This is a genomic window from Streptomyces sp. NPDC059008 (genome assembly GCF_042749045.1).
Classification (GTDB): Bacteria; Actinomycetota; Actinomycetes; order Streptomycetales; family Streptomycetaceae; genus Streptomyces.
In genome coordinates, this window is record NZ_JBHYJC010000009.1 from 1 (window position 1) to 24,094 (window position 24,094).

The window sequence follows — 24,094 nt, forward strand, 5'->3', positions numbered from 1 at the left end:
GGTGTGCCGCACGCGCCCGCCCACCGTGCCCTCACACGCCTTGCAGCCGTGCCTCGTACGACGCCGCCGCATGCTCCACGAGGCCGATCAGCACCTCCTTGCAGGACGTGCGGTCGCGGGCGTCGCACAGCACCACGGGGGTGCCCGGGTCGAGGTCCAGGGCCCGTGCCACCTCCTCGGGCCGGTGCGCGCGGGCGCCGTCGAAGCAGTTGACCGCCACCACGAACGGGATGCCGCGGTGCTCGAAGTAGTCGATGGCCGAGAAGCTGTCGGCCAGCCGGCGGGTGTCGGCCAGCACCACGGCACCCAGCGCGCCCTGCGCCAGCTCGTCCCACAGGAACCAGAAGCGGTTCTGCCCCGGGGTGCCGAACAGGTACAGCGCCAGGTCGTCGTGGAGGGTGATCCGGCCGAAGTCCATCGCCACGGTCGTGGTGGTCTTGTCCGGGACCCCGTCGAGCCGGTCGACCGGGCGGCCGGCCTCGGTGAGCCGTTCCTCCGTGCTGAGCGGACGGATCTCGCTGACCGAGCCGACCAGCGTCGTCTTGCCGACCCCGAACCCGCCGGCCACCAGGATCTTCAGGGCCATGAAGGAGTCGGAGCGCAGGGCGTCACAGCGCGCGGAGTCCATCGATCACTTCCTTCAAAATATGCGCGTCGGGCAACTGGGCGGGCGGCACCGGGGGGTTGACACGGATCAGTTCCCCCGCGAGCAGATCGCTCAGCAGCACCCGGACCACCCCGAGCGGCAGTCCGGAGTCGGAGGCGATCTCGGCCACCGGGCGGGGGCGGTCGCCGCACAGCGCGAGGATGGCGCGCTGCTCGGGCGAGAGCACGGGAGGGTCGGTGCCGTGGGGGCCGGGCTCCGCCTGCACCACGGCCATCAGCTCGAAGGCCGCGCTGCTCGGCCGGGCCCGCCCGGCGGTCATCGCGTAGAGCCGGACCATCGGCCCCGCTTCGTCGTCGTACCAGTGCGGGGTGGAGTCGGTCATGGGCGGCCGGTCACTTCGCGTCGGCCCGCTCGGGCGTGCCGAGGTGCTCACCGACCCGCTTGACGAGCCGGGCCATCTCGTAGGCGACCAGGCCGACATCGGCCTCGGCGTCGCCGAACACCCCCAGGCACGACCCGTCTCCGGCCGCCACGACGAAGAGGAAGCCGCCTTCCAGCTCGACCATGGTCTGGACGACCTGGCCGGCCGCGAAGTGCCGGCCGGCTCCCTTGGCGAGGCTGTGGAAGCCGGAGGCGATGGCGGCGAACCGCTCACTGTCGTCACGGGTCAGTCCGCTCGACGTACCGACGGGCAGACCGTCGCCGGAGAGGACCACGGCGCAGCGGACCTCCGGTATGCGGGAGACCAAGTCGTCGAGAAGCCAGTTGAGTTCACCGGAGAGGTGCGGGTGCTGGTCGGCGGTCATGGTGTCTCTTCTCCTCGGGGCGGATGCTGCTGCGCACCGTCGTGCTGCCGGTCGTCGTGCGGGGGACGGCCCTGCGGTGGCCGGGCGGTGGCGTCACGGCCACGGGTCCAGCCGGCGCGCAGGGACGCCATGGTGGCGCGGGCCTGCTCCGGGGAGCGGCGCGGCGCGGGGGTGCCCTCGGTACGGGGCACCCACTCGGGTCGCTGCTGCGGGGTTCCGCGCAGCGCGGGTGCGAGGCTGGCCTGCCGGACGCGGCGGGGCAGGGCGGGGTCGGGCTCCGCGGGTGCGGGGCCGGCGGTGGCGGCCTGCGCGGGAGGGGCCTCCGCGGGGACGGCCTTCGGCATGGCGGGCTCCGGAGGGGCGAGCGGCGCGGGGACGGGGGCGGTGTCCGGCGGGGTCGGCGCCGGCGGGTTCGGTGGGGGCGGTGGGACGGGCGCCGGCGGAGTCCGCGGGGTCGATGCCGGCGGGTTCGGTGGAGGCGGGGGGACGGGCGCCGACGGGGTCGGCGGGGTCGGCGCCGGCGGGAGCGCGCCGCGCCGGCCGGCCGCGGGCCCCAGTGCCCGCACGACGGGGGGCCGTCGACGGAACGGCGAGGGCTCCTCCCCGTCCGGTGCCGGGTCGCCGTCGCCCTCGGCCAGCAGGGCGTCGGGCAGCAGCACCACGGCCGTGACGCCGCCGTACACCGACGGCTGCAGTGTCACCTGGACGTGCTGGCGGTGGGCGAGCCGGTTGACCACGAAGAGGCCGAGCTGTTCGGTGTCCAGGAGGTCGATCTCGTCGGCGTCCGCGATGCGGCGGTTGGCCTCCTGCAGCGCCTCCTTGCCCATGCCGAGCCCGCGGTCCTGGATCTCCAGCGCGATGCCCGTGCCCACCCGTTCGGCGTGCACCCGCACCTTGGTGTGCGGCGGGGAGAACATCACCGCGTTCTCGACGAGTTCGGCCAGCAGGTGGGTGACATCGGCGACCGCGCCGCCGGTCAGCCGGGCGTCGGCGACGCCGAGCACCTCCACCCGCGCGAAGTCCTCGACCTCGGCGACCGCGGCCCGCACCACGTCCAGCAGCGGAACGGGGTGGCGCCAGCCGCGGCCGGGCGCGGCGCCGGAGAGGATGATCAGGCTCTCGGCGTGCCGCCGCATCCGGGTGGTGAGGTGGTCGAGCCGGAAGAGGTCCTCCAGCTCCGCCGGGTCCTCGGTACGGCGTTCCATGGTGTCCAGCAGGGCGAGCTGACGGTGCAGCAGCAGCTGGCTGCGGCGGGCGAGGCTCACATAGACGCCGGAGATGCCGCTGAGCGCGGCGGCGCGGTCGGCGGCGGCCCTGAGCGCGGCGCGGTGCACCGCCACCATGGCCTCGCCGACCTGGCCCACTTCGTCCCGGCCGGTGCCGCGGTCGGCTCCGGGCGGGGCGAGGGCGTCGATGTCGACGGGCTTGCCCGCGTACAGCCGCCGCAGCGACCGGGGCAGGTCGTGGCCGGCGATCCGCAGGGCGGAGTTGCGCAGCTCCTCCAGCTCCACCACGAGCCGGCGGCCGATCTTGACGGAGATGAGCAGGGAGAGCAGCACACCGGCCAGCCCCAGGACGACGGCGAGGCCGGATCCGCCGAGGGTGTCGGGGGACAGCGGGTGGGCGTCGCGGGCCGCCCCGGTGCTCGCCGACCGCTGCGCCGCGCGCAGTTCGCGCAGGACCGTGCCGTGGGTCCGGCTCCATTGGGCGGCGGGGACGGCCGTGGCGGCGGGGGCGCCCGCGCCGGCGTGCCGTACGGCGTCCTCGGCGGCCGTCAGGGCGCGGTACGCCGGTCCGTCGAGGATCCGGTGGTAGGCCGCGGCGTCCACGGGCCGCAGGTCGTCGACGGCGGCGGCGAACAGCTCGCGCTGGGTGTGCACGGCACCGGTGAAGGAGTCGAACCCGTCGGACGACATCCGTCCGGAGGCCTGAGCGGCGCCGAGCACCGCGTCCTCGCGGGCGATGGCCTCCCGGGCCCGGGCGAGTTCCAGGACGACGCGCGGCTCCGAGCTGCCGGCCGGGTTCTGCAGGCCGGTCAGGGCCCCGACGGTGGCCAGCCCGTGTTCGACGATGTCGGTGTAGCGGGCGACCGCGCGGTCCGCGGCGGCCCCGGTCGCGCTCTGCTGCGCACGCAGCGCGGACAGCCCGTCCGCGTCGCGCATCAGCCGGTCGATCCTGCCGGGCAGATCGGGGTCGACGCCCTCCGCGTCGGCGCTGCCCGCGTTGACGCCGTCCCGAAGGGCTGTGACGGCGGCGTCGGTGGCCCGCCGGCGGTCGCGCAGTGTGTCCTGCCGTGCGGCGCTCGGGGCGGCGAGGGCGCGGGCGGCGGCGCTGCGCTCGTCCTGCACGGCGGCGGCGAAGTCGCCGACCGGCGCCACGAGGGTGGCGTCGATCTCCTTGAGCCGGCCGAGATCGGAGACGTTCCGCGCGGAGGTGACGGTGGCGAAGGCCCACAGGGCGATGAGGGACACCACCGGGACCATCAGCAGCGCGACGATCTTCGAGCGTACGGATCGGGGCATCATCGGGAGGGCGAAGCGAGGGCCGTAATTCCCGCTTCGATTACCGCCCTTGGGGCCGGATTCGGGGTCCGTCCCGGCAATCGCCGGGAGCGTTTTTACGGCCCCGGCACCGGATGGCGGTGCACCTCGTTCACCCTCGGGGCGATCCGGGTTCTGTCGTACGCGCATGAATTCCTCAAAGGTCAGGGAGAAGTGGGGAGTTCGGCCTCGCGGAACGATTCGGCGGAGGCGGAGGCGGCCCGCTCCTGGGCGGTTGGCGACAGTGCGACAAAGGCCACGGTGAGGAAGAGGGAAGAGCCGAGCAGGACGGTCAGCGGAAAGATGAATTCCATTGCGGTGGCCCCGGCCAACGGCGCCCGGGTGGGCGCCAGATCGATGGTCACGGCGGCCATTCCGGTGTAGTGCATGCTGGTGACCGCGAGCCCCATCACCAGGGAGGCGATGGCCGCGCCGGCCGCGCCCCGCACACTGAGCGCGGCCCACAGGGCGGCCGTCGCCGCGGCGACGGCGATCGCGACGGAGAGCGCCACCAGGGCCGGGTCGTAGCCGACGTTCCCGTGCAGGCGCAGGGCGGCCATGCCCAGGTAGTGCATGGCCGCGACGCCCACGCCGGTGCCCAGGCCGCCGAGCAGCAGGGAGCGCAGCCGGGCGGCGCCGTGGCCGACGGTGAAGACCCCGGCGCCGACGACCACCACGGCGACCAGCAGGCTGAGCACGGTCAGCGGGACGTCGTAGCGGATCGGGCTGCCGGTGACGCCGAATCCGAGCATCGCGATGAAGTGCATGGTCCAGATACCGGCGCCGATGGCGACGGAGGCGGTCAGCAGCCAATTGCGGCGCGAGCGGCCTTCGGCGGCCAGCGCCCTTACCGTGCAGCGCAGTCCGAGGGCGGATCCCACGCACGCCATCGCATAGGCGAGGACCGGGGATACCCAGCCCGCACTGAAGTGGTGGATGTGGCCCACGAGTTTCCTTTCGCGTTTTCGGTTCGCGGCGATGGACGTTAGCAGGTGATCGTCTTGTGAAATTCGGACAGAGCCGCACCTCGATCCGAGCAGAAATGCGGACACCTTGACGCACGGTTGCCCTACCGGCGAGTTCCGTTATCCCGGGTTCGGGTAAATGTCCGCCATTACCCGGCACCGGCACCTCTGATTCCCCGTCAATTCCGGAGTGCGGAACCGCCCTGGAAATGGGCGATGCCCCCGACAATGAGAAAGGTCACGCATAGCGCGCCCGCTATGCCGCCATACGTCGGGCAGTTACCGCATAGGGGATATCGCCACCAGACGGAACGGTTCGGGATTCCGCCATCAGTTCGGACTTCACACGTTTACATGATCGAAAACGAACGCGAGAACGAGTGTTCACTGGAAAGCATGATCGATACCGGAAGGGGTTCCGTGGGGGCAGCGAGCCAGGTGATGCTTACGGGGCGCAAGCGGCGGGCTGCAGACCGTCACCGCGCCTCCGGTTGATATCCCTTGCTGGGCCGGAGAGTTGGTCCCACAACGCACGACTTTCCCAAGGAGCACAAGCCAGATGAACGACATCCTCACCAACGTGATCGCCGGCATCGTCCACCTCGTTGGTTGGCTCGTCTGACGGACTTCGCAGCAAAAGAGCGCCGCCCCTCCCTGTCCCGGGAGGGGCGGCGCTCCGCGTGTCCGCCGTGCCGTCAGGTCTCCAGCTTCCGCCGGGAGGTCTCGGGCAGCGTCAGATACACCACGAAGGACACCAGGCACAGCGCCGCCACGTACCAGGGGAAGAGGTCGGCGTGGCCGGCCTGCTTGAACCAGGTGCCGACATAGGGGGCGGTACCGCCGAAGAGGGCGACGGTCAGGGAGTACGGGAAGCCGATACCGGCGGCCCGCACCCGCGCGGGGAACACCTCGGCGTTGACGGCCGCGGCGATCGCGGTGTACCCGGTGAGCAGCACCATGCCCGCGCACTGCACCAGCAGCAGCGACAGGAACGCGTCGGTGACCAGGTGCAGCAGCGGCACCGCCAGGACGGCGAAGCCCAGCGAGAAGCCGAGCAGCAGTGGTTTGCGGCCGATGCGGTCCGAGAGCATCCCGCCCAGCGGCTGGAGCAGCGCGAAGAAGGCGAGCGAGAGGGTGCCCACGGTCAGCGCATCGCCCTTGTCGAAGCCGGCGTTGACCTGCGCGTAGGTGGGGAGGTAGGTCGTCCAGGTGTAGTAGGCGAGGGTGCCGCCCGCGGTGATGCCGCAGATCAGCAGGGACTCGCGGGGGTGGCGGCGCAGCGCCTCGAAGAGGCCGGGCCGTGCGGCGGACGGCTGCTCGGCGCTCGGGGCCTTCCCTGCTCCCGCGGAGTTGCGGGCCTGCGGAAGGGTCTCCTGGGCACCGCGCCGGATCCACAGTCCCAGCAGGCTCAGCGCCGCGCCGATGAGGAACGCCACCCGCCAGCCCCACTGGCCCATCTCCCGCTCGGTGAGCGTGGCTGCCAGCAGCGCCGCGGTCCCGGAGGCCAGCAGCTGGCCGAGGGTCGTGGAGACGTACTGGAAGCTGGAGAACAGTCCGCGCCGCCCGGGCCCCGCGGATTCGACGAGGAAGGTCGAGGACGCCGCGAACTCGCCCCCCACCGACAGGCCCTGCACCAGGCGCGCGACGACCAGGACCAGGGGCGCCAGGACTCCGGTGGCCGCGTAGTTGGGCGTGACGGCGACCAGCAGGCTGCCGACGCCCATCAGCAGGATGGTGACGGTCAGCGCGGTCCGACGGCCGCGCCGGTCGGCGACCGCGCCCAGCAGCAGCCCGCCGACCGGCCGCATGAAGAAGCCGACCGCGAAGACGGCGAACGTCGAGAGCAGTGGCACCAGGGAGTTCCCGGTGCCTTCGGGGAAGACCTGCTCGGCGAAGTAGACCGCCAGGAAGGAGTAGGCGTACCAGTCGTACCACTCGACGGCGTTGCCGACGGAGGCGGCGGCCAGCTGCCGCAGCCGCGACGGCGGGCGGGCACCGTCATCGGGTGTCCGGCCCTCGGTGATCTGCTCGGCGCTCGACATGGTCCTCCGCTCCCGGTTCTTCTCCTGGGCCTGCTGCTGGGGCAGGATGAGCCGTCAGGTGATCATGTACCGGTGAGGCGGTTGTCCGCCAGGGTCCGTGACAGCCGAAAGGAGATGGCAACATGCGCGTCGCACTCTTCGTCACCTGCGTCAACGACCTGCTCCAGCCCCGGACCGGCCGGGCGGTGGTGGCCCTGCTGGAGCGGCTGGGAGTGGACGTCGGCTTCCCCGCCGAGCAGAGCTGCTGCGGCCAGCCGCAGTTCAACACCGGGTACCGGCATGCGACCGAGCCGCTGGTGCGCCGCTTCGACCGGGCGTTTCGGGACTACGACTACGTCGTCACCCCGTCCGGTTCGTGCGCGGCGATGGTGCGGGACAACTACCCGCGGATCGGGGCGAAGGCCGCGGCCGAGGGGCGCGGCCGGGAGCTGGCCGAGGCCGCGGCGCTCGCGGTGCCCAAGACCTACGAGCTGACCGAGTTCCTGGTGGATGTGCTCAAGGTCGAGGACGTCGGCGCCTATTACCCGCATACGGTCACCTACCACCCCACCTGCCACGGGCTGCGGATGCTGGGCCTGGGCGACCGGCCGCGGCGGCTGCTGGCGCAGGTCAGAGGGCTTGAGTTGCGGGAGCTGCCGGGCGCCGAGGAGTGCTGCGGCTTCGGCGGCACCTTCGCGGTGAAGAATCCGGCGGTGTCGGCGGCGATGGGCGCGGACAAGGTCCGCCATGTCCTCGGCACCGGCGCCGAGGCGGTCTGCACCGTCGACAACTCCTGTCTGCTGCACATCGGCGGCACCCTCGCCCGGCAGGGCGCGACGGTCCGCCCGGTCCATATCGCCGAGATCCTGGCCAGCACGGAAGGGAGCGTGTGGTGAGCGGCACGTATCTGGGCATGCCGGCGTTCCCCCGGGCCGCGGAGGTCTCCACCCGCGACGCCCGACTGCGCGCCAACCTCACCCATGCCACCCGCACCATCCGCGACAAGCGGGCCGGGGCGGTGGCCGAGTTGGACGACTGGCCGCAGTTGCGGGCCGCGGGCGCCGCGGTGAAGGACCGTACGCTGCGCCGCCTCGACCACTATCTGGAGCAGTTGGAGACCGCGGTGACCGCCGCGGGCGGCCGGGTCCACTGGGCGGCGGACGCCGAGGAGGCCAACCGGATCGTCACCGGGCTGGTGCGGGACACCGGAGAGCGCGAGGTGGTCAAGGTCAAGTCGATGGCCACACAGGAGATCGGGCTGAACGAGGCGCTGGCGCAGGCCGGCATCCGGGCCTACGAGACGGATCTGGCCGAGCTGATCGTGCAGCTCGGCGACGATCTGCCGTCGCACATCCTGGTCCCGGCGATCCACCGCAACCGCTCCGAGATCCGCGACATCTTCCGCCGTGAGATGGGGAGTTGGGGACGCCCGGCACCCGAGGGACTGTCCGACTCCCCCGCCGAGCTGGCGGAGGCGGCACGGCTGCACCTGCGGGAGAAGTTCCTGTCCGCCAAGGTCGGGATCTCCGGCGCGAACTTCATGGTCGCCGAGACCGGCACGCTGGTGGTCGTGGAGTCCGAGGGCAACGGACGGATGTGCCTGACCCTGCCCGAGACCCTGATCTCCGTGGTCGGCATCGAGAAGGTGGTACCGACCTGGCAGGATCTGGAGATCTTCCTCCAGCTGCTGCCGCGCTCGTCCACCGCGGAGCGGATGAACCCCTACACCTCCACCTGGACGGGCACGACGGACGGGGACGGACCGCAGACCTTCCACCTCGTGCTGCTCGACAACGGGCGCACCGACACCCTGGCCGACACCGTCGGACGGCAGGCGCTGCGCTGTATCCGCTGCTCGGCCTGCCTGAACGTGTGCCCGGTGTACGAGCGGGCCGGCGGGCATGCGTACGGATCGCCCTACCCGGGCCCGATCGGCGCCATCCTCACCCCCCAACTGCGCGGAATTCAAGGCCCGTTGGAGGCCTCCTTGCCGTACGCCTCCTCGCTGTGCGGGGCCTGCTACGAGGTGTGCCCGGTCGCCATCGACATCCCCGAGGTGCTGGTGCACCTGCGCGAACGGGTGGTGGAGGGCGGGCCGGTCACCCGGAGCGGCACACGGACCGTGCTCAAACCGGCCAAGGGGCATGCCGCGGAGCGGGCCGCGATGCGCGCGGCGGCCTGGGCGTTCGACCACCCGGGCGCGCTGCGGGGCGGGATGCGGCTCGCGGCCCGCACCCGTCGGCTCCATCCACGGCGGCTGCCCGGGCCGGGCCGCGCCTGGTCCAGGACCCGCGACCTGCCGGCGGTGCCCGCCGAGTCCTTCCGCGACTGGTGGCAGCGCACCCGGGAAGCATCGCCGAACGGGTCCGCGGAGCGGGGTGGGACCAAGTGAGCAGCCGGGACGTGGTGTTGGCGCGGGTGCGCCGGGCACTGGCGGATGTGCCGCGCGGACAGCGGACGGCCGGACCTGGTGATCCGCCGGTGGTCCGCGACTACCACCGGGTGCACGGGTCCCGTACGACCGCGCAGACCGTCGATCTGCTCGCGGAGAACCTCGCCGACTACCGGGCGATCGTGCACCGCAGCGACCCCGAGGGCCTGCCGGCGCTGATCCGCCGACTGCTGGCCGAGCGGGGGGCGCGGACGGTGCTGGCACCGCCGGGGCTTGAGGCGGCATGGCTGGCGGCGGTGACGTCCGCCGACTTCGGCGTCACCCTCGTCGAGGACCGCGCGAGTGACACCCCCCACGAACTCGACGCCGTGGACAGTGTGGTGACGGGCTGTGCGGTGGCCGTCGCGGAAACCGGCACCCTCGTTCTGGACGCCGGCCCGGACCAGGGAAGACGGCGGATCACGCTGGTGCCCGACCATCACATCTGCGTCGTCCGCGTCCCGGACCAGGTCGTCGGCTCGGTGCCGGAAGCGCTGGAACGGCTGGCGCCCGGGCGTCCGCAGACCTGGATCTCCGGCCCCTCCGCCACCAGCGACATCGAACTGGACCGGGTGGAGGGCGTGCACGGGCCGCGGACACTGGAGGTGATCCTGCTGACGGAGCAGGGAGCGGTCCATTAGGCCCCCGCCCCCACCCCTCCGTCCGACGGACCAGGACCGGCGGACCAGGACCAACGGCCGATCGCGTCCCCGCCGAGGCGCCCGGTACCTTGCTTTCGATCATCCGACGGGCCCCTACCGGGTCCCGGCGTCCCCACAGGAGCCCTCATGCGCGTCATCGCCTTCGACCACCTCGTTCTGAACGTCGCCGACGTCGAACGATCGCTGGCCTTCTACTGCGGGCCGCTCGGTCTGGAGCCGGTCCGCGTGGACGCCTGGCGCGCGGGCGAGGCGCCCTTCCCCTCCGTGCGCGTGAGCCCGACGACCATCATCGACCTCGTCGAGGGGCCCCGCGGGGGCTCCAACGTCGACCACCTCTGCCTGGTCGTGGAGCCCCTCGACTGGCAGGAGGTCGTCGACTCGGGCGAGTTCACGGTCGTCGACGGCCCCGGGCCGCGCTTCGGCGCCCGCGGCGACGGCCAGTCCCTGTATGTCAGCGACCCTGACGGCAACATCGTCGAACTCCGCTGGTACGCGCCCGACGCCTGAGGCCGTCGGAGCCCGTCACCGTCAGGGGCACCCACGGCCCCTGGCCATGGGTGCCCCGCACAGTCCGCGTCACATACCGCCTGTGAGGCGGCCGACCAGCCCGCCGGGGGAGTCGTCCTCCATCTTGCGGTCGGAGGCGCCGTCGGAACCGCGCCCGCCCTCGCGACCCGACACCACCACGTCCTTGCCCATGGGGGCGTCGGAGACGTCCGCCCCGGAAGCCGAACGGGGGGTGGAGTAGTCCGGGTTGGCGTCGGCGGCGGCGGTGCCCGCGCCGCCGAGCAGGGCGGCGGTGGCCAGGGTTACTGCGAAGAGCGTGGTGCGGATACGCATGGATCCTCCTCAGAGCCGAGACAACGATCAGCCTCTGTACTTCCCGTCACCGTCTGCGCGATGTGGAGAGCGCCGCAAAGATCACCCCGTTGGACCCTTGCGCGGACGACCCTCCTTGCTGCCCGCCGTCATGCGCCGTACGGGGCCGGCCCCACGCACACGTGCCGTCGGATCAGCACTCGTACGGCGGGTCATGGCCGAGCCGGACTGGACAGGTGTGCGACCCCGTTGTCAGTGGGGATTCCTACACTGATCGGGATGTCTCTCGCGCACGCGGTGCGCGGGCGCGCCCCGGGGGGAGGGAGCAGGCGATGCTGCGGCAGGAGTTACCACCCCGGCGTTCCGGAGCGGCCGACGGCCCGCCCGCGCCGGATCCCGGGACGCCGGCCCCCACCGCGCCGGCCACCGCACCGGCCCGGCTGCTGACCTGGCTCGGGCGGCTTGGCGCACCGGCCGCCGCGTTCGGCGCGTTCCAGACGCTGATGGGGCTGCTGCCGGAGAGCCTGGCGGGCGAGGCGGCGCGCTACAGCCTGGCGGCCACGGCCGGTGCCGGGGTGGGCGCCGTGGTGTGGCTGGCGGCGGCCCTGTTGCAGGCCCGCGCCACCGCCGCCGCTGCGTCGGCGTCGCCGCCCGGCCCCGCGGTGCCGGCGGCCGGTTCGCTGCCCGAGCTGATGGACGGCACATACGAGGCGCTGCGGCGCGGCCTGTCGGTGATCGAGGTGCCCGGCCACGGTCCGCTCACGGGCTGGCCGCACTCCCTCGCCGAGAGCCGTCCGCCGGTGCACCCGACGGCGTTCGGCACGGCGTACGGGCTGCATCTGCTGCTCGACATCGCGCCGTACGACGGGCGCATACGGGTTGGTGAGGTGGCCGAGACGCTGTGGCGGCTGCGGCTCCCCGGCGGCGGGTGGGCGGCCCGCTCGCAGGGCAGCGGGGCGCGCCCCGAGGTGACCGCGATCGTGCTGGGCGCGCTGGCCCGGGCCGGCGCCGATCCGCGGCTGCTGGAGGCCGAAATACACTCCTGTGAGGCGCTGTTGGACCCGGATCACGATGCCTCGGGGCTGGGCAGCACCTATGTGGTGACCAATGTGCTGCGCGGTCTGCTGCGGGCGGCGCCCGGCTCCCCGGCGCTGCACCGGCTGCGTGAGGTGCTGGTCAACGGCGCCACGGCCGACCCGGCGCGCGGCCACCACCGCTGCTGGGGTGCGGCGCTGGCCGGCGGACTCGGCAATCCCGCGCCGTCCGCGGCGCACACGGCGCGGGCGGTGGTGACGCTGGACCGGGCCGCGCGGGTCCTGGGCGAGGACGCCCGGCAGCGGGCGGTGCGCGAGGAGGGCCTGCGCTGGCTGCTGGCGGGCGCGGCGGCGCCGGACGGCGCCGCCGATCTGGACAACTGCCAGGAGGAGGTGCGGCGCCCGGGCCGGGAGGACCCACTGCATCAGGAGCTGCTGTCGGTACGGCACTTCTCGGCCGCCTGGGTGGCCCGGGCCCTGATGACGGACGGGGCCCGGAAGGTCGCCGCGGAGGGGGCGGGACCGCAGGTGTGGGAGGAGCGGCTGGCCGCGGCCGTGGCGCGGGTACGGGGGATGCAGCAGGGCGGGGTGTGGCGGTGGGACGACGGCGCGATGGGCCATCCGGTGTGGATGGCGTATCAGGGCCTGTCGGTGCTGCGGCGGCATGCGCTGTTGGTCTACCGGCCGTGAGCTCGGCCGGGTTCGGGGCGGCGGGGGCCGCCGGCGGTCGGCGGCCCCGGTGAACGGGAGGCGGACATGCAGGTCGAGGAAGCGCGGCGGCTGCTGGCGGAGCGGCTCGGCGGCGGGTCGCGGCCCCCGTCGCCCGAGTCGGCGCGTGCGGCGATCGCCCGGCTGGCGCGGCCCGACACGCTCGGTCCGTTGGTGCGCCGATTATCCGTCGGCGGCGCGGATCTCGCGGAGTGCACCCGGCTCTCGTACCGCCATGTGCTGGGCTTCGACAAGCTGTTGCTGCTGTCCGGGGCGCCCCGGTTCATGCTGCGGGTCCATTTCTGGCACGGCCGGACCGGCGCGGTCCCCGAGGACATCCACAACCACCGCTGCGCCATCGCCTCGGCCGTGGTGCGCGGCCGCGTCCGGATGGAGTGCTACGAACCGGCCCCGTACGGCATGCCCGCGGTCGCCTATCGGGAGACGATCGACGGCCCCGGCGGGGCGTGGCGGCTGCGGCGGGTCGGGGACGCGCGGCTGCGGCTGCTGCGCACGGAGCGGTTCGGCGCCGGGCGGAGCTACGGTCTGGACGCCCGTACGCTGCACCGGGTGGTGAGCGAGCAGCCGACGGTGACGCTGTTCCTGGAGACCGCCGCGCAGCGTGCGGCGACCGACGTCTACGTCCGGAGCGAGGGCGCCGGCGGGCGCGCCGCCGCGGTCAGGGACGACGGTGTCGGGCGCCCGGCTCCGCCGCCCAAGACTCCGCTGCCGCCGGCCGTCTATCTTGCCGAACTCGACGCGCTGGCCCGCTCTTTGGGCTACTGAACGGGACCGGTCCCAGTCCCGCGTAGCCATAGCGGGCCGTCATCGCGCGCAGCCCCGCCGCGTCCAGCCGGCCGCCGAGCGCCTGGCGGATCACGCCGAGGTTGTAGGCGTCCACGCCGGCCTCGGCCAGCTCGGCCGGCCGTGCCCAGCGGTAGGCCTGGTCGGCGCTGGGCAGCACGACGTCCAGCGTCAGCGGGCGGACGATGAAGTTGTCCTGGTGGTTGCGGACGCGGCGGCCCTGATAGTCGCTCAGGAAGCTGGAGGCGCCGGTGCGCGCGACGATGACCCCGAGGAGTCCGGTCTCCTCCTTCAGCTCCCGCAGGGCGCCGCTCTCGGCGGACTCCCCGCGGTCGAGCTTGCCGCACGGCACGCCCCACGTGCCGGGCAGGAAGCGCTCGCGGTAGCTGCGGCGCACGATCAGCACGCGACCGTCGTGCACCACTACCGCCGCGGCCAGATGGGTGTGGGCTGCGGATTGATTCATCGGACATCTCGCAATCCGAAGGGACGGGCGGCAGGCCCGTGGCGGAGGTCCACCGTACCGGCGATGACTTCACGGCGGACCGGTGCCGACGCGCGGCGGACGGTGAACTGGCGTGCGCAGGGCTCGCATTGGGCGCACACCGCGTTCGACCCCGTCGACCGGTGTCGACCCTGCGCTCGGAGCCGTCGGACACCCCCGGCCGCCGAGGGTGACCCCGGCGTTGGTAGGCAGGCGATGCGTACGCGGCCCAGAGGTCTGGGTAGCCCGCACCCCCCTCGGCAGACTCCGTGCCAGCGCCGCCGAACGGACGGCGGCGGACGACAGGAAGGCAGCACGGCATCATGAGCGGCGAGAGCAACTCCCTTGTGTGGAACGCCGGTTGGGCAGCGGCCGTACAGCGCCCCAGTGAGGGCTTCCACAAGAACTGGTCGCTGGAGGGCTTCGCGGACCAGACGGTGCGGCAGGTCGTACGGGTCACCGGCGCCGGCACCCGGGCCCGGGTCAGGCTCTCCAACCGCTACGGGACCGCCCCGCTGGAGGTCACCGGTGCCACCCTGGCCCGTACGGACAAGGGGCCGGCCGTGCAGGGCGGCACGGAGCGCCGGCTGACCTTCGACGGCGCACCGTCCGCGCTGATCCCGCCCGGGGGCGAGCTCTACAGCGACGCCGCCGAGGTGACGGCGGCGCCGTTCGACTCGCTGACCGTCTCTCTGTACTTCGCGCGTCCGACCGGGCCGGCGACCTTCCACGCCCAGGCCTACGCCACGGCCTACCGCGCCGAGGGCGACCGGCTCGCGGCGTTCGATCCGGCGGTGTTCAGCGAGACGACGGTGTCCTGGTACCACCTCGCCGCCGTCGAGCTGGCGGACGACGGCCCGGCGCGGCACGACACGGTGGTGGTCTTCGGCGACTCCCTCACCGACGGGTTCGCCTCGACCGTCGACGGCAACCACCGCTACTCGGACGCGCTCGCCGAGCGGCTGGCCGCGCGGGGCACTCCGCGCCCGGTGCTCAACCAGGGCATCGGCGGGAATCTGCTGCTGAACGACTCGGCGTGGTTCGGCGAGCGGGCGGTCGCACGCTTCCGGCGCGATGTGCTCGACCAGCCCGGCGTGCGGTCCGTGGTCGTCCTGGTGGGCCTCAACGACATCGGCTTCAGCGAGATCGATCTGCCGACGTACAAGCCGAACCCGGACCACTCCGTGGCGGACCTGATCGCCGGGTACCGGACGCTGATCGCCATGGCGCATGCCGCGGGGGTGCGGATCACCGGGGCGACGATCATGCCGTTCAAGGGGTCGGAGTACCACTCACCGGCCGCCGAGGCCAAGCGCCGGGAGGTCAACGACTGGATGCGCACCTCGGGCGAGTTCGACGCGGTCGCCGACTTCGCCGCGGCGCTGGCGGACCCGGAGGACCCGGACGCGCTCGCGCCCGCCTACGACAGCGGTGACCACAAGCACCCCGACGACGAGGGCTACCGTGCGATGGCCGCCGTGATCGATCTCGCCGCCCTGTAGCGGGCACCGTGCCCGGAATGCCGGAAAGAGAGTGCGGCGGCCACCCCGACCAAGTGAACTGGCCGCCGCACCATCGACCTTACCCGCGGGTCACTTACGGGTCACCACTTGATCGCCGGCCGGGGTGAGGTGTGCGTCACGCCGCACCAGCGCCGCATAGCGGCCGTCGGCGGCGAGCAGTTCGTCATGGGTGCCGCGCTCGGCGATCCGGCCGGCGTCCAGGACGACTATCTGGTCCGCGTCGCGGACCGTGGACAGACGGTGCGCGATGGTGAGGGTGGTGCGCCCCTCGGACAGCGCGTCGATGGCCTGCTGCACGGCGTGCTCGGTGCGGGTGTCCAGCGCGCTGGTCGCCTCGTCCAGGACGAGTACGGGCGGGTCGCGCAGGATGGTGCGGGCGATCGCCAGGCGCTGCTTCTCGCCGCCGGAGAAACGGTAGCCGCGCTCGCCGACGAGGGTGTCGTAGCCGTCGGGGAGGGCGGCGATGTGGTCGTGGATCTGGGCGGCCTTGGCGGCGCGTTCGATCTCGTCGTCGGTGGCGTCCGGTTTGGCGAAGCGGAGGTTGTCGGCGACGGAGGCGTGGAAGAGGTAGGTCTCCTGGGAGACCACGCCGACCGCCCGCGCCAGGGTGTCGAAGTCGAGGTCGCGGACGTCCGTGCCGTCGAGGGTGACCCGGCCCTCGGTCACGTCGTAGAGCCGCGGTACGAGGTAGCTCAGGGTGCTCTTGCCGCTGCCGGTCGGGCCGACGACGGCGAGGCTGCCGCCGGCGGGGACGGCCAGGTCGATGCCGTCGAGGGTGGGCGCCGCGTCGGGGTCGTAGCAGAACCGCACGTTCTCGAAGCGGACCTCGCCGCGCGGTGCGGGCAGGCGGACCGGGTCGGCGGGCTCGGTGATGGCGACCGGCAGGTCGAGGTATTCGAAGATCCGCTGGAAGAGCGCGAGCGAGGTCTGCATCTGCACGCCGGTGGACAGCAGCGAGACGGTGGGCCGCAGCAGGCCCTGCTGGAGCGAGACGAAGGCGACCAGGGTGCCGATCGAGAAGACCGGCCCGCCGAACTGGAGGACCAGTCCCGCCGCCCAGTAGATCAGTGCGGGCATGGCCGCCATGACGATGCCGATGGTGGCCATCCGCCAGCGGCCGGCCATGTTGGCGCGGACCTCCAGACCGACCAGGCGCTCGGACTCGTCGGCGAAGGACCGGGTGAGGGAGTCGGCCCGGCCCATCGTGCGGCCGAGCAGGATGCCGCTGACCGAGAGGGATTCGGTGACCATCGCGGACATCGCGGCCATCTGCTTCTGCCGCTGGGTGGTGATCTTCTTGCGTTCGTTGCCGACCCGGCGGCTGATCCAGACGAAGAGCGGAAGCAGCAGCAGCGAGACGGCGGTCAGCCGCCAGTCGAGCGCGAGCATGGCGCAGACGGTGGCGGTGACCGAGGTCAGGTTGGAGACCAGGGAGGTGGCGGTCGAGGTGACCGTGGCCTGCATACCGCCGATGTCGTTGGCAATCCGGGACTGGACCTCGCCGGTGCGGGTGCGGGTGAAGAACGCCAGCGGCATCTGCTGGAGCTTGGCGTAGACGGCGGTGCGCAGGTCGTGCATGACGCGCTGACCGACGGTGGTGGACACCAGGGTCTGCAGGACGCCGAAGACGCTGGTGGTGACGGCGGTGGCGATCATGCCGAGGGCGAGCAGGGTGAGCAGTCCGGTGCGCCGTTCGGGGATCGCCACGTCCAGGATCTCGCGGAGCAGGAAGGGCGCGGCCACCGAGACGAGGGAGGAGGCGCCGACGAGCAGGCCGACGAGGGCGAGGCGGGCGCGGTAGGGGCGGAAGAGGGTGAGGATCCGCCGCAACTGGACCGGCGCTTCGGGGTCCTTGGGCGGTGGGGTCCACTGGGGTTCGTCGCTGCGCATGGGCTCCTTCGAGGTGTGCGGGCAAACGGTCGGGACAGACCGGGGCGAGCATCATGGAGCTTAGCTCATTGTTACCTATACTCACAATGAACTAGGTCCTGATATCCGCTATCCTCGGGGCATGCCCTCCCCCGAGCCGACCCTCAGCACCGCCAACGTCGCCGAGCAGCTGGTACGGCTGACGCGGCGGATGCACCGCGCCCAGAAGCACCATCTGGCACACCTGGACATCGCCTTCACCCCCGCGCAGTCCCGGCTGCTGCGGATCGTCGACCACTACCGCGACGCCCCGCCCCGGATGGCCGATCTGGCCGAGCGGCTGGAGGTCGTACCGCGGGCGGTGACGACGCTGGTGGACGGGCTGGAGGCACATGGCGCGGTGCGCCGGGTGCCCGATCCGGCCAATCGCCGGGTGGTACGGATCGAGCTCACCGACACCGGACGCGCCACGCTCCGCGCGTTGCGCAGCGCGCGCCGCGCCGCGGCGGAGGAGATCCTGGCCCCATTGACCGCCGAACAGCGCCAGGTGCTGGGCGGTCTGCTGTCCACCCTGGTCGACGGACCGGGCGGACCGCACTGAGCAGACCGAAGCCGAGCGGCCCAGGGCCCGTTCCACGCCGATCCACCGGGCGGGCCCGGACGCGGAGTCGACCGGAGGAGTACCCGCCATGCCCCTGCTGGAGCCGAAGCCCGAGTCCCTGCGGCCCACCGCCCCCCACGGCCCCGCGCACGACCGGGTGGCCGACCGGCGGGCATCGGGCACCCCCGAGCCGCTGCGCGGCGACCTGATCGCGCTGCTGGGCGCGGACAAGGTGCTGCACACGATCTCCGACCTGGTCCGCTACTCCTCCGACGCCAGCCCGTACCGCTTCGTCCCCCAGGTCGTGGTGGTGGCCGAGGACCTCGACGACGTCTCCGCGGTCTTCTCCTACGCCCACGGCAAGGGCCGCAAGGTCGTCTTCCGGGCCGCCGGGACCTCGCTCAACGGCCAGGCGCAGGGCGAGGACATCCTCGTCGACGTACGCCGGCACTGGACCGGGATCGAGGTGCTCGACGGCGGCGCCCGGGCCCGGATCCGGCCGGGCACCACCGTGCTGCGCGCCAACGCCGCCCTCGCCCGCCACGGCAGGGTGCTGGGCCCCGACCCGGCCAGCGCCGTCGCCTGCACGCTGGGCGGGGTGGTCGCCAACAACGCCTCCGGGATGACGGCCGGCACCACCCGCAACTCCTACCGGACGCTGGCCTCGGTCACCGTCGTCCTGCCGTCCGGCACCATCGTCGACACCGCCGACCCGGCCGCCGACGAGGAACTGGCGCACGCCGAACCGGCGCTGTGCGCGGGCCTGCTGGCGCTGAAGGCCGAGATCGAGGCGGAACCGGAGCTGGTGGCCAGGATCCGCGCCAAGTACGCCCTGAAGAACACCAACGGCTACCGCCTGGACGCGTTCTTGGACGGTGCGACACCGGTGGAGATCCTGCGCGGGCTGATGGTCGGCTCCCAGGGCACCCTCGGCTTCCTCGCCGAGACCGTCTTCGACACCGTGCCGCTGGACCGCCGCGCCTCCGGCGCGCTGCTGTTCTTCCCCGACCTGAGCGCGGCGGCCGCCGCCGTGGCGCGGTTCACCGACGCGGGCGCGCGGGCCGTGGAGTTGATGGACGGCAACACGCTGCGCGCCTCGGTGAGCGTGCCCGGGGTGCCCGCGGACTGGGCGGCGCTGCCCAAGGACACCGCCGCACTGCTGGTGGAGTTCCGGGCGCCGGACGAGGCCGCCCAGGAGGCGTACGAGCGGGCCGCGGCGCGGGTGCTGGCCGAACTGGACCTGGTCGCTCCGGTCGCCTCCGTCAGCAATGCCTTCACCCGGGACCCGGCTACGCTCGGCGGCTACTGGAAGGCCCGCAAGGCGTTCGTCACGGCGGTCGGCGGTTCCCGGCCGTCCGGGACCACGCTGATCACCGAGGACTTCGCGGTACCGCCGCACCGGCTGGCGGAAGCCTGTACCGCCCTGCTGGAGCTGCAGTCCCGGCACGGCTTCGACGCGGCGGTCGCCGGGCACGCCGGGCACGGCAATCTGCACTTCCTGCTGGCCTTCGACGCGGCGAAGGCGGACGACGTGGCGCGCTACGCCGCCTTCATGGACGCGTTCTGCCGGCTGACCGTGCGGCGCTTCGACGGCTCACTGAAGGCGGAACACGCCACCGGACGGAACATCGCCCCGTTCCTGGAGCTCGAATGGGGCCCGCGGGCAACGGAGTTGATGTGGCGGATCAAGGAGCTGGTGGACCCGCACGGCATCCTGGCGCCCCGCGTCCTCCTCGACCGCGACCCCCGGGCCCATCTGCGCGGTCTGAAGACCCTGCCCGAGATCGAGGCGATCGCCGACCCCTGCATCGAGTGCGGCTTCTGCGAACCGACCTGCCCCAGCGAGGACCTCACCACCACACCCCGCCAACGGATCGTGCTGCGCCGCGAGATGCTCCGCCAGCCCCCCGGCTCCCCCGTGACCACCGAGCTGCTGGACGCCTACGGCTATGCCGCGGTGGACACCTGTGCCGGCGACTCGACCTGCAAACTGGCCTGCCCGGTGGGCATCGACACCGGCGCGCTGATGCGGGACTTCCGGCATCGGCGCCACTCACCGCGCGAGGAGCGGCTGGCGGAGCGGTCCGCCCGGCAGTTCGGCGCCGTGGAGAGGTCGGCGCGGCTGGCGGTGGCCGCCGCGGACCGGATCGGCGACCGGCTGCTGACGTCGCTGACCGGCGCCGCACGCCGGGTCGTACGCCCCGACCTGGTGCCCCAGTGGCTGCCCCGGATCCCCGGCGCGGCGGCCCGCCGGCTGCCCCCGACGCAAAGGGCGGGCGCGGCCGCGGTCTACTTCCCGGCGTGTGTCAACCGGATCTTCGGCGAGCATGCCGCACACCAGGGGCCTTCGCTGCCCGAGGCCGTCGTGGCGGTGTCGCGGCGGGCGGGCCGGCCGGTGTGGATCCCGTCGGACGTGACCGGGACCTGCTGCGCCACGATCTGGCACTCCAAGGGCTATGAGCGCGGCACCGCGGTGATGGCCAACCGCGTCGTCGAGGCGGCCTGGGGCTGGACGGCCGGCGGCCAACTGCCCCTGGTCGTGGACGCGTCCTCCTGCACGCTGGGCATCGCCCGGGAGGTCGTGCCGTATCTGACCCCGCTCAATCGGGCACTGCACGCCGAGCTGACCGTCCTCGACTCCGTCGTCTGGGCCGCCGACGAGCTGCTGCCGCGGCTGCGGATCGAGCGCAGCGTCGGCTCCGCGGTGCTCCACCCCACCTGCGCCATGCAGCACTTGGGGGACGAGCCGCAGCTGCGGCGGGTCGCCGAGGCGTGCGCGCGGGAGGTGGTGGTGCCGCACGACGCGGGCTGCTGCGCCTTCGCGGGCGACCGCGGGATGCTGCATCCGGAGCTGACCGAGTCGGCGACCGCCAAGGAGGCGGCGGAGGTGACCGCGCGGCACTTCGACGCGTACCTGTCGGCGAACCGGATGTGCGAGATCGGCATGGACCGGGCGACGGAGGGCCGAGGGTACCGCTCGGCCCTCCTGGCGCTGGAGTGGGCCACCCGGTCCGGCGGGTGAGGACGGGCGCGCGTCAGCCGGGGAGGTGCAGCGCCACCGCGCTCTTGGCGGGCACGGTCAGCTGCGCCCTGCCGTCGTCGCCGACCGTGACCGTGTTGCCGGAGCAGTCGTCCGGTGCGGCCTTGACCACGTTGCAGTACGTCCCGCCGGGCAGCGACGTGGCGAAGATCTGCTTCAGTTCGCCGTCGCCGTTGTTGAGGGCGACGAACCCCTTGCCCTGGCGCCCGAAGGCGATCGCGCTCCTACCGTCGTCCCACCAGTCGGTCAGCTCCGCGGACCCCACCACGTTGCGGAACTTCACCATCGCGGTGATCTCCCGCTTGGCGTGCTGCCCGGTCCAGCCGCCGCTCCCGCTGGGCGGCCCGGCGTCCTTCTCGGACCACTCGTAGCCGGAGTAGACGTTCGGCGATCCGTAGGGCGAGGCGAGCATGAAGACGTTGGCGAGGGTGTAGGCCGCGCCGTCCTTGTACGTGAGCGTCGAACCGTTGCGCTCGGTGTCCCAGTTGTCGACGAACGTACGGGCCTTGTCGCCGCCGAGTTTGCCGTCCGCGACCGACTTGAGCTGGGCGATGTCGCCACCCTGGAAAGCGCTCTTGAGGTGGCTGCCGTAGCGGAACTCGTCGACGTCGCCGATGCCGGTGTACTCGTCGGGCTGGACCGCCTCGCCGGCCCCGTGGATGACCTCCTGCACCCAGTAACCGGGGTCGCTCATCTTGCCCTTGATGGCGGCGACGTCGGTCGCGGAGATGTGCTTGGCGGCGTCGATCCGGAAGCCGTCCACGCCCAACGACCGCAGGTCGTCGAGGTACTTGGCGATGGTGGTGCGGACATAGTCGCTGCCGGTGTCGAGGTCGGCGAGCCCCACCAGTTCGCAGTTCTGCACATCGTCGCGGTTGGTGTAGTCGGAGATGCTCCTGCGGCAGCCGTGGAAGTCCTGGTCCTGGTAGGAGCCGGGGTAGTCGTACTTGGTGTACCGCGTGCCACCGGTGCCGGTGCCGGACCCGGCCGCCATGTGGTTGACGACGGCGTCGGCGATGACCTTGACGCCGGCGCCGTGGCAGGCCCTGACCATCGAGGCGAACGCGTCCCGGTCGCCCAGCCGTCCGGCGATCTTGTAGCTGACGGGCTGGTACGAGGTCCACCACTGGTCGCCCTGGATGTGCTCGGTCGCGGGCGAGACCTCGACATAGCCGTAGCCGGCCGGGCCCAGCTGGTCGGTGCAGGCCTTGGCCACGTCCGTGTACTTCCGCTCGAACAGCGTGGCGGTGACGGTCTTCTCGCCGGGCGGGGTGGCCTGGGAGGACCACGGCGCGAAGGCGGCGAGGCCGGTGGCGGCCACCACTCCGGCCAGCACCCCGCCCACCACACGGGAACGTTGCTGCATCTTGCGGCTCCTTCGTCATGGGGCACGGCATGCCGCACCGCGCCCACGAGAGCAGCCACGCGCCAGGCCGCCATGGGGGTTTCCGTATCGGAGCCTGCCGTTTACCTCGTGAACACGTCAACCCTTTCCGCAAGGCTTTTCAGCGGCTTGCGAAAGATGCTGACGGGGAGCCGGAGGTGTTGCAGCAAGAGGACCCGCGCGGCGGCCGGACACCGGCCCGGCGCCGCGAAAAGAGTCCAATCGGCCCTCTTGTGCCACCGCCTCCCGGCCGACATGGTCCTGACCGAGGTTCATCTGCCCCGGCACACCACCGTTCCCTGGAGGATCGATGAACGAGGCACAACCGCAAGCCCACGACCACAACGAGGCGGGCCCCAGCCGCCGTTCGGTCCTGTGGACCGCCGGTGCCGCGGGAGCCGGGCTGGGCCTCGGCGGACTGCCGGCCGGCTCCGCGGCGGCGGCCGCGCCCACGGCGGCCGACCCCGCGTCGGCGGCCGGCACGGCGCCCGCGGCCAAGGGCAAGACCATGATCGGGGTACCGTTCGAACGGCGCTCCACCGTACGCGTCGGCATCATCGGCCTCGGCAACCGCGGCGACGGCATGATCGGCCTCTTCCTGGCGGTGCCGGGGGTACGGGTCGTCGCCCTGTGCGACCCGGTGAAGGAGAAGACCGCCAAAGCCGCCAAGAAGGTCACCAACGCCGGGCAGCCCGCACCCGCCGTCTACTCCAACGGCGACCACGACTTCGAAAACCTCTGCAAGCGCGGCGACATCGACTTCGTGTTCGTGGCCACGCCCTGGGACTGGCACTTCGAGATGGCCAGGACGGCGATGCTCAACGGCAAGCACGTCGGCGTGGAGTGCCCCCTCGCCCTGCGCCTGGACCAGCTCTGGGCCCTGGTCGACCTCTCCGAACGGACCCGCAGACACTGCATGCAGGTGGAGAACTGCTGTTACGGCAGGAACGAGATGCGGGTGCTGCGGATGGCGCACGCGGGCCTGTTCGGCGAGCTGCTGCACGGGGCGGGCGCGTACCACCACGATCTGCGCGGCCTGATGTTCGACCCGAACTACTACGAGGGGCCGTGGCGCCGGCTGTGGCACACCCGGCTGCGCGGCGACCTCTACCCCAACCACGGGTTCGGCCCGGTCGCCAACTACATGGACCTCAACCGCGGCGACCGCGCCGTACGCATCTCCAGCTTCGGCACCCCCGCCCTCGGCCTCGCCGCGTACCGCAAGGAGCACATGCCGGCGAACGACCCGAGCTGGAAGGAGTCCTATATCGAGAGCGACCGGACGATCAGCCTCGTGCAGACCGCCAAGGGGCGGGTGATCCGCCTGGAGCACGACGTCTCCACCCCGCACCCCTACAGCCGCATCAACAGCCTCGGCGGCACCAAGGGCGTCTTCGAGGACTACCCCGAGCGGATCTACCTGGAGCCCGACCAGAGCAACGAAGAGTGGGGCGACTTCGCGCGGTACGCGGAGTGGGACCACTGGCTCTGGAAGGAGCACGCGAACCCGCCCGGCGGACACGGCGGCATGGACTACATGCTGGTCTTCCGGCTGATGCAGTGCATGCAGCTGGGTCTTGTACCGGACTTCGACGTGTACGACGGGGCGACCTGGTCGGCGCCGGTGCCGCTGAGCGACGCGTCCATCAAGGCGGGCGGCGCCCCGCAGGAGTTTCCCGACTTCACCCGCGGGCTGTGGAAGAAGGCCCGGCCGGGGATGGACTCGCAGAAGCCGGAGGAGTAGGGGCGGTTCCGAGGGCCCCCGGCCGCGCGCCCGCGTCCCGCGGGCCGGGGGC

20 protein-coding genes are annotated in these 24,094 nt (G+C 72.6%); 10 read left to right on the plus strand and 10 right to left on the minus strand.

Annotated features, from left to right (window positions below; translation table 11 throughout):
* Window positions 1-31: 31 nt before the first annotated feature.
* The 6 genes from ACFWZH_RS13840 to ACFWZH_RS13865 form a co-directional block, all read right to left on the minus strand.
* Window positions 32-628 carry an ATP/GTP-binding protein gene (locus ACFWZH_RS13840; protein ID WP_384429137.1) on the minus strand — a complete coding sequence of 199 codons (597 nt, stop codon included), beginning with the start codon at window positions 626-628 and terminating at the stop codon, window positions 32-34.
* Window positions 609-989 (minus strand): DUF742 domain-containing protein, encoded by a 381-nt coding sequence (locus ACFWZH_RS13845; protein WP_384429140.1) that lies wholly within the window; start codon window positions 987-989, stop codon window positions 609-611. Before ACFWZH_RS13845 ends, ACFWZH_RS13840 begins: the two co-directional genes overlap by 20 nt.
* A gap of 10 nt (window positions 990-999) precedes the next feature.
* Window positions 1,000-1,413, minus strand: a complete 414-nt coding sequence (locus ACFWZH_RS13850; RefSeq protein ID WP_384429142.1) for a roadblock/LC7 domain-containing protein — start codon at window positions 1,411-1,413, stop codon at window positions 1,000-1,002.
* Window positions 1,410-3,935, minus strand: coding sequence for a nitrate- and nitrite sensing domain-containing protein (locus ACFWZH_RS13855; RefSeq protein WP_384429145.1), 2,526 nt, complete (start codon window positions 3,933-3,935; stop codon window positions 1,410-1,412). Before ACFWZH_RS13855 ends, ACFWZH_RS13850 begins: the two co-directional genes overlap by 4 nt.
* A 182-nt stretch (window positions 3,936-4,117) precedes the next feature.
* Window positions 4,118-4,900 (minus strand): MHYT domain-containing protein, encoded by a 783-nt coding sequence (locus ACFWZH_RS13860; protein ID WP_384429147.1) that lies wholly within the window; start codon window positions 4,898-4,900, stop codon window positions 4,118-4,120.
* Window positions 4,901-5,613: 713 nt separating this feature from the next.
* Window positions 5,614-6,960 (minus strand): MFS transporter, encoded by a 1,347-nt coding sequence (locus ACFWZH_RS13865; protein WP_384429150.1) that lies wholly within the window; start codon window positions 6,958-6,960, stop codon window positions 5,614-5,616.
* Window positions 6,961-7,082: 122 nt separating this feature from the next.
* Here ACFWZH_RS13865 and ACFWZH_RS13870 point away from each other — a divergent pair, with 122 nt between their 5' ends.
* From ACFWZH_RS13870 to ACFWZH_RS13885, 4 genes are all read left to right on the plus strand, one after another.
* A complete protein-coding gene (locus ACFWZH_RS13870) occupies window positions 7,083-7,835 on the plus strand; it encodes a (Fe-S)-binding protein (RefSeq protein WP_384429152.1) in 753 nt (250 codons plus the stop codon).
* On the plus strand, window positions 7,832-9,331 hold the full coding sequence (locus tag ACFWZH_RS13875; RefSeq protein ID WP_384429155.1) for a lactate utilization protein B: 1,500 nt from the start codon (window positions 7,832-7,834) through the stop codon (window positions 9,329-9,331). Before ACFWZH_RS13870 ends, ACFWZH_RS13875 begins: the two co-directional genes overlap by 4 nt.
* Window positions 9,328-10,011 (plus strand): lactate utilization protein C, encoded by a 684-nt coding sequence (locus ACFWZH_RS13880; protein WP_384429158.1) that lies wholly within the window; start codon window positions 9,328-9,330, stop codon window positions 10,009-10,011. Before ACFWZH_RS13875 ends, ACFWZH_RS13880 begins: the two co-directional genes overlap by 4 nt.
* Before the next feature lie 147 nt (window positions 10,012-10,158).
* Window positions 10,159-10,539, plus strand: coding sequence for a VOC family protein (locus tag ACFWZH_RS13885; RefSeq protein WP_384429161.1), 381 nt, complete (start codon window positions 10,159-10,161; stop codon window positions 10,537-10,539).
* A 69-nt stretch (window positions 10,540-10,608) separates the two neighbouring features.
* Here the strand turns inward: ACFWZH_RS13885 and ACFWZH_RS13890 are convergent, their stop codons facing one another.
* A complete protein-coding gene (locus ACFWZH_RS13890) occupies window positions 10,609-10,872 on the minus strand; it encodes a hypothetical protein (protein WP_384429164.1) in 264 nt (87 codons plus the stop codon).
* A gap of 311 nt (window positions 10,873-11,183) precedes the next feature.
* Here ACFWZH_RS13890 and ACFWZH_RS13895 point away from each other — a divergent pair, with 311 nt between their 5' ends.
* Window positions 11,184-12,575, plus strand: a complete 1,392-nt coding sequence (locus tag ACFWZH_RS13895; RefSeq protein WP_384429167.1) for a hypothetical protein — start codon at window positions 11,184-11,186, stop codon at window positions 12,573-12,575.
* 66 nt (window positions 12,576-12,641) lie between these two features.
* On the plus strand, window positions 12,642-13,379 hold the full coding sequence (locus ACFWZH_RS13900) for a hypothetical protein (protein WP_384429170.1): 738 nt from the start codon (window positions 12,642-12,644) through the stop codon (window positions 13,377-13,379).
* On the opposite strand, the gene ACFWZH_RS13905 is transcribed toward ACFWZH_RS13900, so the two are convergent.
* Window positions 13,273-13,863: an NUDIX domain-containing protein gene (locus tag ACFWZH_RS13905; protein WP_384429172.1), complete on the minus strand. Its 591-nt coding sequence runs from the start codon at window positions 13,861-13,863 to the stop codon at window positions 13,273-13,275. The genes ACFWZH_RS13900 and ACFWZH_RS13905 overlap by 107 nt on opposite strands.
* Before the next feature lie 341 nt (window positions 13,864-14,204).
* Between ACFWZH_RS13905 and ACFWZH_RS13910 the strand changes: the two genes are divergently transcribed.
* A complete protein-coding gene (locus ACFWZH_RS13910) occupies window positions 14,205-15,383 on the plus strand; it encodes an SGNH/GDSL hydrolase family protein (protein ID WP_384429175.1) in 1,179 nt (392 codons plus the stop codon).
* A 90-nt stretch (window positions 15,384-15,473) separates the two neighbouring features.
* Here ACFWZH_RS13910 and ACFWZH_RS13915 read toward each other — a convergent pair whose 3' ends face one another.
* The gene (locus ACFWZH_RS13915) at window positions 15,474-17,294 is read right to left on the minus strand and encodes an ABC transporter ATP-binding protein (protein WP_384429178.1); all 1,821 of its coding nucleotides are present in this window, start codon (window positions 17,292-17,294) and stop codon (window positions 15,474-15,476) included.
* Window positions 17,295-17,415: 121 nt separating this feature from the next.
* Between ACFWZH_RS13915 and ACFWZH_RS13920 the strand changes: the two genes are divergently transcribed.
* Together ACFWZH_RS13920 and ACFWZH_RS13925 are read left to right on the plus strand one after the other, a co-directional pair.
* The gene (locus ACFWZH_RS13920; RefSeq protein WP_384429180.1) at window positions 17,416-17,874 is read left to right on the plus strand and encodes a MarR family winged helix-turn-helix transcriptional regulator; all 459 of its coding nucleotides are present in this window, start codon (window positions 17,416-17,418) and stop codon (window positions 17,872-17,874) included.
* A gap of 88 nt (window positions 17,875-17,962) precedes the next feature.
* On the plus strand, window positions 17,963-20,896 hold the full coding sequence (locus ACFWZH_RS13925; protein WP_384429183.1) for an FAD-binding and (Fe-S)-binding domain-containing protein: 2,934 nt from the start codon (window positions 17,963-17,965) through the stop codon (window positions 20,894-20,896).
* Between the two features lie 13 nt (window positions 20,897-20,909).
* On the opposite strand, the gene ACFWZH_RS13930 is transcribed toward ACFWZH_RS13925, so the two are convergent.
* The gene (locus ACFWZH_RS13930; RefSeq protein ID WP_384429186.1) at window positions 20,910-22,280 is read right to left on the minus strand and encodes an alpha-amylase family protein; all 1,371 of its coding nucleotides are present in this window, start codon (window positions 22,278-22,280) and stop codon (window positions 20,910-20,912) included.
* A gap of 328 nt (window positions 22,281-22,608) precedes the next feature.
* Here ACFWZH_RS13930 and ACFWZH_RS13935 point away from each other — a divergent pair, with 328 nt between their 5' ends.
* On the plus strand, window positions 22,609-24,042 hold the full coding sequence (locus ACFWZH_RS13935) for a Gfo/Idh/MocA family protein (RefSeq protein ID WP_384429189.1): 1,434 nt from the start codon (window positions 22,609-22,611) through the stop codon (window positions 24,040-24,042).
* The last annotated feature ends 52 nt before the right edge of the window (window positions 24,043-24,094 follow it).